Raw genomic sequence first — 17,639 nt, 5'->3', positions numbered from 1 at the left:
CTTATCGGGTTCTTGCATAAAGCCGTTTCTCAATGAAGCCCATCAGCGTGTCGAAGAAGACCGCCATGATCATCAGTGAAACGGTTCCGAACAAAATCAGTTTCATATTCATATTGGCCATGCCGCGGTAGATCACTGTCCCCAGACCGCCGCCGCCGACAAAGGTTCCGAAAACCGCCGCGCTGATCTGATTGATCACCGCGATGCGGATCCCGGTAAAGATGACCGGGAAGGCGATCGGCAGTTCTACATGAATCAGCTGATACAGCTTCCCCATCCCCATCCCTTTGGCCGCTTCCTTCACCGCCGGATCGATGCCGGACAATCCGTTATACGTGTTGCGAACCACCGGAAGCAGGGAATAGAGGAACAACCCGACGACGACCGTCAGCTTATTGCCGCCTAAGAAAATCATAATAATGCCTAATAGCGCCAACGACGGAATCGTCTGCAGCACATCCGTGATTTTAAAGATCACGACTTTGAAGGTCTTGTTAAAATAGGCCAGAATTCCGCACGGCAGGCCAAACACCAAGGTCAGGCAGATGGCCGCCACAACGACGCTGAGATGATCCACAATGACATTTATACTCATCCGCGCTTCCCTCCTAACCCTCGCGGCGTCAGCCGTTTTTGAATCCAGTCCACCAGCGCGCCCAGACTCAGCGCCAGAATCGCCGCCGGAATGGCGCCTGTCAGAATCAGCATGTTGTTATTGGTTCCCACGCCCCGGTAGATAAAATCACCCAGGCCGCCCAAACCGATCATCGCAGCCAGCACCGCCCAGCTAACAGTATAAATCGTCGACAGCCGAAGTCCGACAAAAATATTCGGCATTGCCAGCGGCAATTCAATCTTGATCAAAATCTGCAGCGGCGACATCCCGCAGCCGCGGGCGGCTTCTTTCACTTTTTCATCGACGTTCAGCAGACCGACATAGGTGTTCTTCAGAATCGGAAAGACCGCGTAGATCGTCAGCGCGATCAAGACCGTCGCCGGTACCATCCCTACATAAAGAAACAAAATACCGACGAAGACAATTCCCGGGATCGTCTGGAATACGGACAGGACTGGCAGAATATAACCTGAAATCTTAGGAACCCGGCTCAGCAGGACGCCGAGAATCACGGCAATCACAAAGCCGAGCGCAACCGGAATCAAAACGTAATAGAGGTGTGTGATTATGGCTTGAATCAGATCCGCGCCATACCGGTTCGCCCATTCCATCATCCCTGATCACCCCAAACTACGCTCGCCAGCGCTTTTGACATGCTCGTCTTGGTGATGATACCTTTCACTACATTTTCATTATCGACGACCAGAACATATGGCAAATTGGTTTTTGTCAGCCAGTCAAAGGCCTTGCGGGCTTCATCCTGCAGATGAACTGTCGGATAGTCCGTACGCATAACCTTGCCGACAGATTCGCCGGCGACGCCTTCGCTTTTCAGCATATCAATCGTGACGACGCCTTTGAAGTGATGGGATTCGTCGGTAATGACAAGAGAATCAACTTCACGATGGCTCATCATTTCAATACATTCTAATGTCTTGCGGTTTTCAGTTGTCGTGTAGACGCGCTTTTTCATCAAGCTTTCGCAGGTCATATCTTCTCCCTGGCTGCGGTAAGCCGCGCTGTGTTTGCCCATGAAATTCCGGACAATTTCATTGGCCGGGTGCCGCAGCATTTCTTCAGGAGCGGCATCCTGCTGGATCACGCCTTTATCCATGAAAATGATCCGATCACCCATTTTAATTGCTTCATCCATATCGTGAGTAACAAAGATAATTGTGATGCCCAAACTTTTCTGCAGCGCTTTAACTTCATCCTGCAGCGTATCGCGGGTGATCGGATCCAAGGCTCCAAACGGTTCATCCATCAGGATTACCGGCGGTTTTGCCGCAAGAGCCCGAAGTACGCCGATTCGCTGCTGCTGACCACCGCTGAGCTCATTGGGATATTTCTTGGCATTTTCTTCATAAGGCATGTGCACCAGTTCAAGCAATTCGTGAGTCCGCTGGCTCATCTCCTCTTTTGACCATTTCAGCAGTTTAGGAACAACGCAAATATTTTCTTCTACGGTCATGTTGGGAAACAAACCGATTTGTTGAATGACATATCCGATATTCCGCCGCAGCTTTTCACCGTTCAGTTCATGTATGCTTTTTCCATTGATCAGAATATCCCCGGAATCTGCTTCGATTAACCGGTTGATCATTTTCAGAGTTGTTGTCTTTCCGCAGCCAGAAGGTCCGATTAAAACGACGAATTCTCCATCGTTAACCGTCAGATTCAAGTTATTGATTACGGGTACGCCATTATATTGTTTTACGATATTCTTTATCTCAATCATCTTTATCCCTCCTCATTTCTTTCTCAATTTATGTGACAACTTTATTTTATCACAAGGTTGTCACTTTATCAATTCCCCCTGAAATCTCTTTCATTTAATTTTCACTTTTATTTCAAGAAAAGAAAGAAAAAAAAATCGTTCGTTATTGAACGATTTGGGAACTAACGATTTCCGTTGAAGAACTGTTCGACCCGGATAATACAGTCTTCCTGGCCAATAAAATAAATGATATCCCCCACATGCAATCGAGCATAAGGCCCTGGAGAAAGAGCCAGTTCTTCCTGATGCCGGATCGCGATGACTGTCGCCAACGTGTTATGCCAGAAATTAATTTCAGAGAGATTTTTCCCGATGTGATTCATGGTTTCGGTCAATTCAATTTGATAGGGAATGAAAGGATTCAACGCTTTGAAACGTGTTACCGTATCCAGTAAGCTTTCTAATTGGTTTTTAATTTCATTATTTCTTTGATTTTGTTCGTTGAGTGCTTCGATTAAACCTTCCTTCATGGCGGATATTGTATATTCTTCATCAAATTGACGGACATACATTACGGCGTTCTCTGGCGATTGAATCACCACACCTACGCCTTGAATGGATTCCACAATTTTCATATCGCAAAGAACGCAAATAGCGCGGCGCGCTGTTTCACTGGAAACGTGGTATTGTGAAGCCAGGGAGGAACGGGCAAAAATTTTATCTCCTATTTTATATTCGCCGCCGGCAATTTTAGCAGCGATATCCGCTGCGATTTGTTGATAGCGCGGGGCATTCTTGGCTTGCATCGGGATCACTCCTTCTTCTTTAGTATACCACAGTTTACTAATTATCAGAGTCTATTTCCAAGGAATTCCTAAATGGATCGGAGACGGTTGTGTTTATTCAGTCTTAAGATACCAGCCAGAGGTTCGCATCATATCTTTAATATTCCATAGATTCTACCTCATAGATATTTGTCTCATACTTCCTGTATACTTCGAGATTTGATCAACATTACATTGATAAATGGTATCACCTATTTAGTTATGTTCCCTACAGTGAGTGCTGACAATTTGACTTGAATAGATCTAACAGTAGCACCCTGTATTCTGAAATTTCAATCCACGCATCGTACGCAAACGATGCGACCCAGTGTCTTCGTAGGCCGGAAAAGTGACAACAATTTCAATCCACGCATCGTACGCAAACGATGCGACCGCAAATAAGAAACAAAAATATAGGATATAGTTTCTTATTAAAGAACTAAATTAACTCAATTAATCTAACTTGTGATATTTCATTAAACTTAGCCTGATTTTAAGTGCGAACACTCCAGGCATTTTAAGTTTACTTCAGGTTCGCACTAAACTATTATTCAAATGATAAGTGGATCATTGACATCAAAGCTTGGCTTTGCCCCTATGTGAATTACTTTATTTTTATATTTATTGCCAAGAATATAAAATCTCAAACTATCAACATTTTTATCAATCAAGCCCTCCAACAAATGCTGTACTTCAATTAATTTTGCATTATCCAAAGAACATTCAAAAACTGAGTTCTGGACTCGCTGACCATAATTAACACACTGCTTAGCAACTTTCCGCAGACGCGTCCGCCCTGCTTTCGTCTCTGTATTCACATCATAAGTAATTAAAACCAACATAAACTGCCTCTACTTCCACATAAATGGCGGATAAGCATCTAAATCTCCCCTTAAGTAACGCGATAACAATTGAGCTTGCAGATAAGGAGCTAATCCCCAATTCATTTTTTCTGACAAATAAGGATGTGTTAATTCTTCATTTTTCTTAAGCTGCCAGGCTTGGATTACTTTTTTTCTTCCATCATCATTTAAATAAACAGCGCCATTCTCATAATCAAAGAAATCACAGCTATCTATCTCTTTACGATTAATTAATGACAAAACAAAACGATCTGCCAGGCAAGGGCGGAATTCTTCCATCAAATCCAAAGCCAAAGACATTCGACCGGGTCGATCAACATGAAAGAAACCAATATAACAATCTAACCCCACACTTTCCAACGCCGAGGCACAGTCATGAGACAACAAAGTATAAACAAAAGAAAGCAGGGCATTCACCTTATTTAAAGGAGGCCGCCGGGTTCTTGTGGTAAAAACAAAGTCTTCTTTCTGGCGCAAAATCAAATCATCAAAACTGCTAAAATACAATTTCGCTGCCGTACCTTCAAGACCACGCAGTTCGTCATGACTCTGCACCTTCTCAATCGAATTGAGTATTTCACTCAATTGTTTGGAAATGACTCGCATTTTCTCAATATCAATTCGCAGCGGATAATCGCGAATAGCACGTTCAAGAATCCATTTACTGTTATAAACTTTGGCTAAAATCATATTTTTCGCGATCAATACACTTTGCTGATTATTCTCGGAAACAAGTATTTGCTTTTTTCTAAGTAAAACATTACCTTGATATTCTCCAACTACACGACCTAAAAAATAGCCTGCAGGCGAAAGAAAACTGAGCGTTATATTCTGTGACATACATTTTCCCATCAATGCCGGACTAATTCCCTGGTAATTAAACATGACAATGCTGCTTAAATTATGTAATGGAATTCGTTTTATCACTTTTTGCTGATTCAAAATAACAACATTTTCACCATCTAAAGAAAGATAAACATCCGGTAGCGTTATATATAACGTATTTCCAATTTTTCTCATACTTCTTCCTCATGCAGTTTTCTTGTTATATAAGCTTTCGCAGATTCCACTGTCAATCCTGGCATACAAATTTCTTTCAAAGAACAAGATTGGCATTTTTTACTTTTCCTTACTTTTGGCGTTAATCCTTTGGATAAATACTGATGCATCATATTGTAATCTGTTTTTGCCTGATCGCGTAATTTCTGAGATAAACTGACCTCTTCCCTTCTTCTCGTTTCATCATAATATAAATAACCAATATTAACCTCGCAAACCAACATTTCTTCAAGACACATAGCTTGAGCGCAGAGCTGCAGCCGATCAGCGTCAATTGTTTTACTGTGTCCCTTTTTGTATTCCACAGGAATAGATTTATACTTTCCATCAAAATGAATGAGTGGAACCCCATCTTCATCCTGATGGAATTCCACTACATCACAATACCCATTTATTCCCAATGTCTTTGAATAAACGGGCAAATTCCGAGTGATAATTACTTTTCCTCTTTTTTCAAGCTGTGTTTCGTCATGTGCTTTTTCATGAACAATTTGACCTAAAATAGTAAGTGAATTGTCCTCCCAAAGCCGTTCGACATGAATCAAAGCCCATTGACGAGGGCAAAAGCTGAAATGCTGGATGCCAGCTAAATTTAAATACTGATCTTCGCTATAACTCACTGATAATTTCCGGAGTCAGTCCTTCAAGGTCATGGACGATAATTTCATAATCTTCAATTTTACTGCCAATTTCCACATTCTCTTTTCTTCGTACTTCTAAACTACGATGAACCTTCGCTGAAGAATACTGACCCGATGGACAATTATGTTTCCACCAGATTACTTCCAGAACCTCCATGCTGCCGTCAGGACGTGCCGAAGAACAATCATTATCAAACAACGTAATCAGGCATTGTTTAATTTGTTCAGCATCCTTCTCACTAAATCCAGTTTTCTCCGCCAGCTGACAATTAATACTTCCATAAGTCACATAAATTCCAAAGTCTACCGTATTCTTTGTTCCCATCGTATCCGAAGATTTTTTATCACCGGTAACACTATTCACGCTCTTGGTAATCTGCATCTCATTCACAAAAATCGGATCAACACTGATCGCTGGATGAATTGAAACTGGACCTCTTACGCCGATTGAAACCCCTTCACCTTTAGCTCCGCCTGCGTTTTTAAAAGCGAAAACCTGGCCAAAAGCTCTCACATCAAACCACTCTTTACAAGCTGCAGCGGCTGCTTTCTCTTTATCTTTTTCATTTTTAAACGCCGCGCAAGCATCCGCCCGATCCTTCAAGCTTCGATAGGAATCTAAGTTCTTATCATCACTTTGAACAAAAACATTTTCACCCAGATCCATCAACCGATTTCTGATTTTTCGTTTCAAGCAAACATCACTGATTTCTCCACGACCATCCATCGTCGTCCGCGGACGATTACCATTTAATGGATCTCCGTTCGGATTGGCATTCTTCACTGAAAAAACAACCGCAAAATCAATCTTGTTCGTTAAACTCATACACTTAATCCTCCTTTTCAGCCTTAGCTTGATCTTTTTTATAGCCGTACTTTAAATCATGAAGTTGGGCATGAAAACCTAAAACAAATTTACCTGATAAAGGTGCATCTTCAAATTGTTTTGGGTCAATCTGAGAAAGAATATCACTCAAAAGATATTCATAATAATCTGTTTTTAATCTTAATAAATAGGGCTGAAGTTTACTTTGCAAACTAATCAATGTTGATTGCGGATAACGTGAAAATTGGCCCATATACCGCATAGCATTCGTTTCACGTTTCTTTTCATTCTCTGGTTTTGCTTTGTCTTCAATAAAATTCATTACTGCCAAAGCGCGGCCACAAAGATAACTGATATCTTTGCATTCTAAATCTGTTCTCACAGGCATTTCCTCCTCTTTTCCATTTATTCTGGCTTCATCAATGTAATATTTCCGGATCACCGCGCAGCAGACTTCTAAAATCTGATTGTATTCATCTGCGCTTTTCCCATAAGGATTTAAAGCTTTTACGACCGCTTTCTGCATGAAATCCCGTGGTAATGGCTGACCTTCCTGAATACATTTAACCAGTCTTTTTGCTGAAGATGCAAGTAATTTAGGATTGACTGACTCACCATATAATGTCTTGATGATTTTATTCATGTCCGGCGATCCTATGGTTTGACGTGAAATCGTCTTTCCTGTTTCTGCTTGTTTGTAAAATAGGGTTTTATACCAACTTATCGTCTTATGCCAAAATAAAACATTTCTAAATAACTGAGAACTGCTGGTTTGTTGATAATAAATGATTGAAAGTCGTCCCGGAGTTGCAGCTTCCAAGCCCAATGTCATAACTTCTTCATTCGCAATCAAAGGTTTTGACAGATATCCTTTCATCGCTTGATTTAAAGCTTTAGAAAATTTTTCATAAGTATCAAACTGAAACTCTGGCAGATTTTCATCAAGATCAAATAAATCAGCACTTTCATTAAACTCGATCAGACTTGTAATATTACTCCCCCAGCTGACAAATACTGCTTCTCCAAAAGTGCGGCCTTGTTTATTAATTAACCATTTTAGTGCATTAATTGCCTTCTGGGAAGATTCGTACCCCATACTCATCGATTCTTCCGGATTTACAAACCGACCGCGATATGTAAAACCTTGAGAATCATTGGATGAAATCAATTTACTCATATCCGCAGAATTTCTAACTTTTGACGGAATTCTCATAGTTACAGGCATCTGTTGACCTGTGATTAAGTCTAAATCAATTCTTTCCTTCTTCCTCAATTGATCCTGATAAAAATGAGTAAAGGATTCCACTAAATTGGGATCTTTCCACAATTGAACACCATCGACAACAAATCTGACAAAGGCATCGGCTTGAGTTCCCGTAACTATTTGAAAAATCGCTGGTTTGTTTTCTAAACCTTTCCATTTTTCAATTAGTTTTCCTTGTTCGTCAAGGACTAGTATTTTTTCCTCAACTAAATCCTGAATCAAAGTCCCCGCTTCTAAGTATTCAAATAATTCCCGCACTAATGGATACGCATAAGAGGATTTACACCAAGCTTCCAAAAATAAGCGATACTGAGAATAACTTCCGCCTTCTTCTGAATATTGATCAAAATCCTTCGCAATATATTTAAGTTTATCAAATAACGGATGAGGCGCTGGATTTTTACCAGACCGGCTGGAAGATTCAATAGTACAGGGGATTCGTGTCATGGATTCAGATTTAGGCAAAACCCTCGCATATTCAAAACAGCCTTGATCAATCCATACTTCTAACTGAGCTGCTTGCTCTATGTACCCGATCGGTAAAAGGCCTTTTGTTTCTGCCTTTATTTCTTCGAGATTTTGATCATAAACTGAACACAAGTTTTGTATCCATCCCATGTCACTTGTCCTCCATCGTCATATTCACGCCGGGAATAAACTGCTTTTCCGACATTTTCCCTAATTCCCGGATCATTGTACATGACTGCGGTGAAATAAACTCGATCACACCTTTCTTCATAATCGGCATCCAGAAACAGGATTTTAAGTTTTCATCTTGTGATTCAGAAGGATAGATAAACGAATGAAACATAACACCAAAAGCTACCTCTTCAGCTTCATCATAAGGTGAAGTTCCTTCTCCAAAAGTACAAGTTTCAACATAACCCTGGCACTCTCTCGTGCCTAAGAAAATATCTCGGCGGCCGCCGCGAGCAACCATTCTTTTAGCGATATCATAATGCTTATGTTCATTGCGATCCTGCGCTAAATCCGCTCGTTTTTCATTCCAAATGAAATGAGCCTCAACCTGATATTCAACATCATGAAGGTAAGTATACAGCGATAAATCGTTCTGGTTGGAATAATATCGAATTGGCCGAATCCCTTTTGACTGCGTCTGAATGATTTTCATCACCCGGCAACGATCGATAACCCAAATTAATGTAGGTTTCCAATAAATACTTTCTGTGATTCCTTTCAGAGCTTGATACGTCGGGACAGGATAACTGAATTTTTCTCCGCCCACCTTGGTAAGTGGATCTGTAAACAGCGCTTCATTTCCCCAGACACGGAAACAAATCTTATTGTCATAAAGCATTTTCTCACCTCTTTCAAATAATCCATGACTGTGCTTCGAAATCAGTCACACCTTTTTCTTCGTCATAACAGCCTTCTTTTAAGCAATAAAGATCAGCCGCTTCAAAATAACTAAAATTCTGTTTATGTTTCCGAATATAGGATTCATTCAGATTAACACTATAATTTTGAGCTTGACATTTTAATTTTCGCAAATTATCTGGCTGGAATTTAATATTTCCACTGTTCAATTCTTCAATCAGTTCTCTCCCTTTTTCATAAGGGACTAAAACCCCAATTGAATAATCTTCAATCACTTTAAAATACCTTCCTGCAGTTTCAAAAGCTTGATGCATCATCCAGTTTGTACCTGATTTCTTTGCCTTTGAAATTTCAGTCTGCCAACAAGAACAGAAAGAATTCAGATCATATAATGTAAAACCCTGGCTTGTTACAGGATAATCAACTTGATCCTGAATAATTTTATAATATCGAGAATAATACATTTCCAAAGCCTTATTTGATAATATATTATTTTCAAAATCTTCTGGAGCTTTCTTGAATTTATCTAATACATAATGAGAGCAGATCAATTTTCTTGTCAACTGTGAAATGGTTGTATTCTTAGTGATTGATTCATGCATAAAATCAATTTCATACGAATAAAAGACAATGAGTTCGCCTAGCTTTTTATGATCATGTCGATTGCATCTTCCAGCGGCCTGAATTAATGAATCCAATCCTGAACAGGCACGTAAAACAACATCAAAACTGATATCCACCCCGGCTTCAATCAAGGATGTACTCACGCACAAGACTGGAATATTTTCTTTCAAAGCGTTAATCATCTGTTGTATCCGTCTTTTTTTGTGATCAGGGCATAAATTTGTTGTCAAGAGAATTAAGAGTGGCCGATTCATCTCTGGAATTTGCTCAAATTTCTTCTTTAAGCATTCAAATACGCGAGTAGCTCCGGATACAGTGTTCATAATCGTTAATGCATTAGATCGCTCTTGCTGCTTTTCATAAGCAAGTTCAGCAATCTTTTCAACTGAGAAACAATTTTGTACATCTGTCTTATCTGTAACAAAAACACGATGAATTTTTTTCATATCTTTTGAATAATTCGTGTCGATATCTTTGTATTGCGACCATTGTAATGGATGTTTTATTTTTTCCAAAAGTGGCGGCGTAGCACTACATAAAACAACTTTCACATCGGCTAAGTGTTCAAACATATTTAATGCACTATTAAACATTCCGATACAGTTGTCCGGTATAGATTGGATTTCATCAAAAATAATTACGGAATTGCTTAACTGATGAAGACGGCGTACATCTTTTTTCCTTGCGGAAAAAAATGTATCCATAAAGTGAACCAAAGACGTAATAATTATTGGAGAATCCCAGCGCTCTGTTCGCAATTCATATTCCTGAAGTTCTTCCTGTTTTTGTAAATTATCATTTGTTGATGCATTTATTAACTCATTCTCAAAGTCAGAGTAATGTTCAAGAATCCAGTCCGAATGCTCTTCTAAATGGAGGGTTTCTTTTATAGTTTGTGAATTCTGCAGTAAAATACTTAGAAAAGGAATAACATAAATAATATGTTTTGTTTCAGGAAAATTACAAGCGTGTTGCAAAGCGAGACGGAGACTTGCCAGGGTTTTTCCGGATCCAGTTATTGATTGTAATCGATATATTCCTGAGGGCCAATTTCCTGCGTTTAAGCATGATTTGCTCACTCGCTTGCGAATTTGATTTAAAGTCGAAGAAGCTTGTGATGGATTGAGTTTTTCTAAATTCAATAATTCTTTATTCAATCTCTCCTGAAGTTCTGTCCAGATTTCTATCCTATTTTCTGCTACCGGAATATTTTTCTTATCTAGAAAACAAGCTGTATCCAGACGATCACTATCTATTAAACTACTGAAAAGAAAACGTTCGATCAGTCCATAGGTGAACATCCCTTCTTCTAACTTCGCCTCTTTGTGTTTATCATCATTTATTTCAAAGGAATGTCCTTTTACAAGTATATTTATTCGGGTATTTAATTGAATTATTTCATTTTGTGCTTTTTCAATAAGCTGATTTATCTCTTCTTTACAATTTGATTCATTGAAAAACGAATCATGAACTGATTGGTTTTCCTCAGCATTCAGCATCCGCTCAAAAGGAGAGTTCCCATTTGGATCATATATATCCATCAATCCACGATGATGTCCTAATATCGCGATGGAACATAGCTGAAATAGAAGTGTTCTGAATTGTTGCTGTTTTTTCGGCATTGTCCAAAATTCCTTACCAAAAAATAGTTTCCTTAGTATCTGAGCACCTGCTGCCGAATGATTAATTTTCCCTTTCTTCTCTGTTTGATTTTCAAGCATATATTGCTGAAATACAGGATTGGCTTTCCCTGCATCATGGAGTAATCCTATTAATCGTCCAGTTGATGTAAGGCCAAGCGAAAAACAATTTTCTTCCATCATTCTTGCTACATTTTCACTATGATCTTTTAAGGATTGTGCTCGTTGTTCTTTCCCATCCCAGTGTGCTAATAACATAAACACACCTCCTAATACAACAGTCTTTAATAATTATATTATATCCCATTTTCTAATTATTCCTACCAGAAAATAAGATTTAACTAAAGTCAACTTCTATCAATTAGATTAACAACAAAAAAACGGCGTTATACCATAACAATCAATACATTGCTTGAGATAAAATTCTAGTTATAAAACGATTGGCAAAAATTCACGCACTGCCAGTGGGACATGTCTTAAGGTTATGGATAAATTTAAGAAAGAGATTTCAATCCACGCACCGCGTGAGCGATGCGACGAAAAAAAATGGAGCTCAAACTTAAAAGTTTAAATTTCAATCCACGCACCGCGTGAGCGATGCGACCGAGTTGGTGCGCCAAGCGGCAAACTTGGCGGCGATTTCAATCCACGCACCGCGTGAGCGATGCGACAGCCTGTCCGTGATCTATATCCGGTCGTTTTGAGGATTTCAATCCACGCACCGCGTGAGCGATGCGACGTAAAAAAAGAGGATACATCTGCCGCAAAAATAAGAATTTCAATCCACGCACCGCGTGAGCGATGCGACGAACTTGCCGCTATGGCTTATCTTCTCGGCCGTATTTCAATCCACGCACCGCGTGAGCGATGCGACCCCAGAAGCGCGGTTACTGCGGCTTAAAAGCAAATTTCAATCCACGCACCGCGTGAGCGATGCGACCGGCGGCCGTCATCGTCGTTATTGAGACTCCCATCTATTCAATCCACGCACCGCGTGAGCGATGCGACCATACGGCGACGAAGCACAGATCAATCAGGGAATCATTTCAATCCACGCACCGCGTGAGCGATGCGACAAAGAGAGGATAATGAAATGGCAGGAAGAGACAGGATTTCAATCCACGCACCGCGTGAGCGATGCGACCTTTTTTTTCCAACGAATAACTAGCCCACGAACCAATTTCAATCCACGCACCGCGTGAGCGATGCGACAAAGCATTACTTGCCGCTAAGTTTGCCTCGCCGATTTCAATCCACGCACCGCGTGAGCGATGCGACGAAGGTTCCTGGCTGGAGCGCACGTATGGAAAGATTTCAATCCACGCACCGCGTGAGCGATGCGACTCATAATCTTTGATGTCGGTCTCAATCATAAACCCGATTTCAATCCACGCACCGCGTGAGCGATGCGACTGACCGGATCCCAAACAGAAGAAGGAACCTCTGAATTTCAATCCACGCACCGCGTGAGCGATGCGACCCGGCGGAGATGGCCGTCTTAAATTCAAGAAAGATATTTCAATCCACGCACCGCGTGAGCGATGCGACCCAAGAACGCATCGAATCAATCTACAATGACACAATTTCAATCCACGCACCGCGTGAGCGATGCGACGTGTCGTGGACGGTTTTGTGATAGTTGAAGGCTTTATTTCAATCCACGCACCGCGTGAGCGATGCGACAGATGCACTTGTTGGAAGAATACCGCCACAAACAATTTCAATCCACGCACCGCGTGAGCGATGCGACCCATAATAGAATAGCTTTTAATGTTAGTATAAAAAATTTCAATCCACGCACCGCGTGAGCGATGCGACCCCGTATGGCTGTTATGACATCCAGCCATGGCGATTTCAATCCACGCACCGCGTGAGCGATGCGACGTGTAGCAGGCTTTTAAGCTTTTTTATATCAATGGTATTTCAATCCACGCACCGCGTGAGCGATGCGACTTAATTGTTGATCAGCTATATAAACGAGACCGCATTTCAATCCACGCACCGCGTGAGCGATGCGACGGCAAATAAGAAACTTAATGACTTCTATTTGTTTCCTATTTCGATTCTATGATAAACAATCTTGGGTACACTTGCAATATTTTCTTTAATTTTCACATTTTCCCGGTGCGAACCTCCCAGGATTTCTATGTTCACTTCACGTTCGCACTTAAAAACCTTCTTCTTCCACAAATCGATAGAAACCTTTTTCTTTCTCAATATCCGCAGAACTAATCGTTCCTACAGGTGCAGTATAAATAATAAATTCCTCATCTTTATCCAATCCAAAAATGTCACTGCAAACTTTATCATCAAACGCCGCAATCCCGCAAATCCCTAAATTTAGCGCGGCGCAGCCCAGATATAAATTCTGTCCAACATGTCCCACATCGATCAATGCCACTCGATGCGCTCGAATCCCATATCGCCACTCGCAACGATAGGCTACCAGCGACCAATAGAAAACAACACTCGCTTTGCTCGCCCAGCGCTGTCCGCACAGTGAATCCGAAATCATCTGCTCTTCATTATCTATTCTATGTAAAAATTCAAGCGCATGCTTCATCGGCAAATAATGATAAACTCCACAATCCAATCCTTCGCACATCCGCACAATCAAATACGTTTCAAATCCATGACGAGCACCGCCGGATGGCACCGTTCGCAATGTCGCATATCGCTTTCCACGAATTTCTTTCACCCCTTGACTTACCCATAATAAATACGATAATTGAAGCAAACTGATCGGCTGCTGAGTAAAAACACGAGAACTATGCCGTCTTGATAAAATCTCAGTAAAATTCCCATCAATATCCAAATCTTCAAAATTATGCGGCAGTATTATTCTCTGTTCGCTTATCGCAGCCTTCACGAGTGGCGGCTGCGGTTTCTTCAACTGCTGATCAGATACAAAATCATCCTGATCTGCAATACTCTGACAATGCAAAAACTGCCGGCCTTCCCGAATAAGTGTCTGTATACGCTTTTCATCCATCATTTTAAGGCCCTCCCTTTTCTTTATTATAACAGTCCGCAGGAAAACAAAAAGAAAAACTCCATCCCAACAAAGTCAGAATGGAGAAAATCATATCTATTTTTTCAGCAGGTATGCCCTGCCAGACAACCATGGGTCATTGCCATACCGACTGAGTTGCCTGCCATCGGCGTGCTGTAACCTAAGCCATAACGGCCACCTAAACAATTACCCGCCGCATACAGGTTGCCGATCTTTTCCCATTGTGTATTCAGCACGTTTTGTTCGGCATCCGTAACCAGTCCCGACAACGTAACCATTGACGGGTTGCCGCCATGACCTAAATTTCCAGCTCCGCCATAGAACGGCGCTTTTTCAATCGGGATCATGAATTCTTTATCTTTGCCATAATCTGTATCTCCCTCGGCATAACTCATTATAATGCGCAATACTGTCAAGAAAATTCTGTTTTGCTTCCCCCTCATAACCTAACAAGTCTGCCAATTCTTCCAGCGTATTGGCAGCAAAAACCGTACCCTTCATCATTTTCCGTTCTGCCAGATTTGCCCCGGTGACTGTCGAGCCTTCCGGATTGCCGATCTCAACCGCATCCATATCGGCTTTCAATACATCGTAAAAATCATCCATGCCAAAGTTAGGCGCTCCGTGATCCAGCGGCGCCTTCGCTACAGTTTCGCTCCAGTTCGCATCCGTGACATAGCAAGCTAAGCCTGCCGGCTGACGTTTAGATACGGAACCCAGCTGACTGATTGCGCCTTCGTTGCAGAAACGTGTACCTTCAACATTCAGCATCAACACCGGACAGGTTCCCCAAGGACCGCTTACACCGCCTCGCAGCGCCATCTATCCACGCGGGGAATCTTCAATCATGCCGCCAGCCCAACAGCCCATTTTATGACCGATTCCTACACGAATCGTCGTGCTCGCTCAATCTTCAGCCTTTTTCCATACGCTCTGCCCATTCCATGCCTTCATTCAGTAAAGCTCAGCACATTTTCGGATCGCCAATGAAGTCACCGGCGGCTAAGATAACACCTTTGCTCGCTGTGAATTAATGTATTCGCCGACGGTATTCCTTGCAATTAACCCCATGACTGTCCTGTCATCCGCCTGAATTAAGACAACACCGGTATGCTCGAAGAACCACTCGGCTCCATGTTCCTGCATATATTTAACAATGTATTTGTGGACAAATTTAATATTATTTCCCTGATAGTTATAGAATTGCGAATTGCATGACCATGTATTCTAACCACCGCAATGGATCAGATAGGAAACCTTTGCCCCGCTGTAAGCTACTTTGTGTTGCATAACGGATATTGGGCAAGATTCGAAATAAAAATAATGATCAGATCCTCATCCTGTTTTCTGATTTTAGCGGCTGCCTGCGTTTCATCCATTTTATCCATTTGGATATCCAATAACGCAAGATCAAAAGAATGCGGAGGTATGGAGGAAAAACTTTCACCGTCCTGAAATACAGTAATTTGCAAGTTTAGCTTTTCATCATGCTGGATCCGATTCAGAATTTCCTCCATGCGTTGGATTTCCGGCAGAGAATCTTCTATCAGCGACACTCTGATCATCATCCTTCCCCTCCTTGTGTTTCCTTGTGAAATCTTTACGTTATCATCCCGTAATTTCAGAGACCAAACAATCCGGATTCAGAAAAGCAGATTCTCGTACAAAGACTATTTGAACATTTTTAGCGACTGATTGAAAATCGTGATCTTCTTTTTTCAGTGGCAATTCGTGATATAATGAACGAAAAGAAAATAGGAGAGGATTTTTGATAGATGAATACAAACAAAACGATGGTCATGGCGATCAATTTTCCATTCTGTCTGCAGGAAGAAAACTTAGCGCATCCTTTTCAGATTCTTGGGGATTCACAAACTAAGCTGGATTATGTGGAAGCGTTGAGCCGTGAGATCCACAGTGCTGTGGCTGATTTTCAAGATGTTACTTTTACTGCAGTAAAGTTTGCTGGATATCCAACGATCATGAACGCGGATAAATTAGGAATGTTATTGCATCAAATTCGGCAGGAATATCGGCTAGCGGATTTCTGCGAGGTGAGCATTGAAACGTTGCCCAATACCGTATGTGTCCCTTTATTAAGTGAATTGAATCATGGACAGCCTACTCGTTTCCAACTAAGAGTTCATTCGCTGCAACCACGAGAATTGCTGACATTGAAAGTTCCGTTTATCCTGTCGGATGTTCAAAATGCGGTCTTATTTTTGGATAAATTCCGGGTTAATAATGTTTCTATGGTATTAGATCTGGGAATTCCTGGACAGACGTTTGTTTCTTTAAAGCGCACATTGCGTTCTTGTTTGGAAATGGAGCCGGATCATCTGATGCTGCGGCCGTATTTAGGACCAAGAGGACAAGCTGATCAAAAATTACAGCGTCGAATGTTACTTTCCACAGATGCGTATTTAAAAGAGCAGGGGTGGATTGCTTATGCGCCAGGACTTTATTGTAAAAAGGAGTGCCAAGATCAGTTCTTAAGTCAATTATGGTTGCAAGGCGAGGTTGTTGGCTTTGGTTTAGATGCTTATTCATGCTTTGATGGTTATCAGTACAGGAACACACGAAACTTGGAAACTTATATAAAGGAAGCTGATAATTGTCAGCAGTTAATTGAAAATCCTCAGGCTTTATCTTCGGAAGAAATGGCTATGCGAAAACTTCGCGGGCAGTTATTATTGGACCAGCAAGCTGCCGCTGAAGGATATACAGAGTGTATACAAAGTGAAATTGATTCTTTTATACGTCAGGAATGTCTTATCAATCGAGAAGGAAAATTATCTTTATCCGCTGAAGGATTGGGAACTTTCTGGTTTAGCTTATTGAATGATGCTTATTATTAAAAACTGATAAAGGTCAGGAATGTCTTATTGGAGACAAACCTGGCCTTTTCCTAAAATTAGTAATGAATATTTTCAATAAAAATTGAGGATATTCTGGTGCGAACCAGAAGTGAACATGAAAATCCAGGGAGGTTCGCACCGGAAAGATGTGAAAATTGAAGGAAATATTGCAAGTGTATCCAAGATTGTTTATCATAGAATTGAAATAGGAAACAAGTAAAAGTCATTGAGTTTCTTATTTGCGGTTCGCATCGCTCACGCGGTGCGTGGATTGAAATAACTCATTGCCAATACAGTTATAAAGCAATTCTGTTCGCATCGCTCACGCGGTGCGTGGATTGAAATAGGGCCGCCGG

Annotated in this window: 16 protein-coding genes and 2 CRISPR repeat arrays (1 of these 18 cut by a window edge); of the genes, 1 reads left to right on the top strand and 15 read right to left on the bottom strand. The window is 41.2% G+C overall.

The features are described 5' to 3' along the window. Position 1: 1 nt before the first annotated feature. The 15 genes from I2D94_RS06375 to I2D94_RS18225 all read right to left on the bottom strand — a co-directional run bounded on the left by I2D94_RS06375 (position 2) and on the right by I2D94_RS18225 (position 15,993). On the bottom strand, positions 2–595 hold the full coding sequence (locus I2D94_RS06375) for an ABC transporter permease (protein WP_195396026.1): 594 nt from the start codon (positions 593–595) through the stop codon (positions 2–4). Further along, on the bottom strand, positions 592–1,230 hold the full coding sequence (locus I2D94_RS06370; protein ID WP_006060979.1) for an ABC transporter permease: 639 nt from the start codon (positions 1,228–1,230) through the stop codon (positions 592–594). Before I2D94_RS06370 ends, I2D94_RS06375 begins: the two co-directional genes overlap by 4 nt. Continuing rightward, positions 1,227–2,354: an ABC transporter ATP-binding protein gene (locus tag I2D94_RS06365; protein ID WP_072684727.1), complete on the bottom strand. Its 1,128-nt coding sequence runs from the start codon at positions 2,352–2,354 to the stop codon at positions 1,227–1,229. Before I2D94_RS06365 ends, I2D94_RS06370 begins: the two co-directional genes overlap by 4 nt. A gap of 161 nt (positions 2,355–2,515) precedes the next feature. Continuing rightward, the gene (locus tag I2D94_RS06360) at positions 2,516–3,139 is read right to left on the bottom strand and encodes a GntR family transcriptional regulator (protein ID WP_195396025.1); all 624 of its coding nucleotides are present in this window, start codon (positions 3,137–3,139) and stop codon (positions 2,516–2,518) included. Positions 3,140–3,708: 569 nt separating this feature from the next. Beyond that, positions 3,709–3,999, bottom strand: coding sequence for a CRISPR-associated endonuclease Cas2 (gene cas2, locus I2D94_RS06355; protein WP_072684725.1), 291 nt, complete (start codon positions 3,997–3,999; stop codon positions 3,709–3,711). A gap of 9 nt (positions 4,000–4,008) precedes the next feature. Then, positions 4,009–5,040, bottom strand: a complete 1,032-nt coding sequence (gene cas1c / locus I2D94_RS06350; RefSeq protein ID WP_195396024.1) for a type I-C CRISPR-associated endonuclease Cas1c — start codon at positions 5,038–5,040, stop codon at positions 4,009–4,011. After that, positions 5,037–5,699, bottom strand: a complete 663-nt coding sequence (gene cas4 / locus I2D94_RS06345; RefSeq protein ID WP_195396023.1) for a CRISPR-associated protein Cas4 — start codon at positions 5,697–5,699, stop codon at positions 5,037–5,039. The genes cas1c and cas4 overlap by 4 nt, the downstream gene beginning before the upstream one ends. After that, positions 5,689–6,546: a type I-C CRISPR-associated protein Cas7/Csd2 gene (cas7c, locus tag I2D94_RS06340; RefSeq protein WP_072684722.1), complete on the bottom strand. Its 858-nt coding sequence runs from the start codon at positions 6,544–6,546 to the stop codon at positions 5,689–5,691. The genes cas4 and cas7c overlap by 11 nt, the downstream gene beginning before the upstream one ends. 4 nt (positions 6,547–6,550) lie before the next feature. Beyond that, positions 6,551–8,428: a type I-C CRISPR-associated protein Cas8c/Csd1 gene (cas8c, locus tag I2D94_RS06335; RefSeq protein WP_195396022.1), complete on the bottom strand. Its 1,878-nt coding sequence runs from the start codon at positions 8,426–8,428 to the stop codon at positions 6,551–6,553. 1 nt (position 8,429) lies between these two features. Next, a complete protein-coding gene (cas5c, locus tag I2D94_RS06330) occupies positions 8,430–9,128 on the bottom strand; it encodes a type I-C CRISPR-associated protein Cas5c (RefSeq protein ID WP_072684720.1) in 699 nt (232 codons plus the stop codon). Positions 9,129–9,141: 13 nt separating this feature from the next. Next, positions 9,142–11,670, bottom strand: coding sequence for a CRISPR-associated helicase Cas3' (gene cas3, locus I2D94_RS06325; RefSeq protein WP_195396021.1), 2,529 nt, complete (start codon positions 11,668–11,670; stop codon positions 9,142–9,144). A 247-nt stretch (positions 11,671–11,917) separates the two neighbouring features. Next, a CRISPR array of direct repeats spans positions 11,918–13,431; the repeat unit is 33 nt; unit sequence ATTTCAATCCACGCACCGCGTGAGCGATGCGAC. A 148-nt stretch (positions 13,432–13,579) separates the two neighbouring features. Beyond that, complete coding sequence (locus I2D94_RS06320; protein ID WP_229056786.1) at positions 13,580–14,407, bottom strand: SagB/ThcOx family dehydrogenase; 828 nt, start codon at positions 14,405–14,407, stop codon at positions 13,580–13,582. A gap of 101 nt (positions 14,408–14,508) precedes the next feature. After that, on the bottom strand, positions 14,509–14,772 hold the full coding sequence (locus I2D94_RS18235; RefSeq protein WP_072684717.1) for an FAD-binding protein: 264 nt from the start codon (positions 14,770–14,772) through the stop codon (positions 14,509–14,511). 7 nt (positions 14,773–14,779) lie between these two features. After that, a complete protein-coding gene (locus I2D94_RS18230) occupies positions 14,780–15,247 on the bottom strand; it encodes a hypothetical protein (protein ID WP_159432799.1) in 468 nt (155 codons plus the stop codon). Positions 15,248–15,699: 452 nt separating this feature from the next. Further along, positions 15,700–15,993 (bottom strand): response regulator, encoded by a 294-nt coding sequence (locus I2D94_RS18225; RefSeq protein ID WP_072684715.1) that lies wholly within the window; start codon positions 15,991–15,993, stop codon positions 15,700–15,702. Between the two features lie 207 nt (positions 15,994–16,200). Between I2D94_RS18225 and I2D94_RS06310 the strand changes: the two genes are divergently transcribed. Continuing rightward, positions 16,201–17,283 (top strand): hypothetical protein, encoded by a 1,083-nt coding sequence (locus I2D94_RS06310; protein WP_072684714.1) that lies wholly within the window; start codon positions 16,201–16,203, stop codon positions 17,281–17,283. Between the two features lie 244 nt (positions 17,284–17,527). Continuing rightward, positions 17,528–17,639: a CRISPR direct-repeat array (repeat unit 34 nt; unit sequence GTTCGCATCGCTCACGCGGTGCGTGGATTGAAAT) (it continues 260 nt past the right edge of the window).

Source organism: Holdemania sp. 1001302B_160321_E10 (assembly GCF_015552275.1).
Lineage (GTDB): Bacteria > Bacillota_I > Bacilli_A > Erysipelotrichales > Erysipelotrichaceae > Holdemania.
The sequence above is the reverse complement of the archived record's forward strand: the minus strand, read 5'-3'. Positions and strand labels throughout refer to the sequence as shown.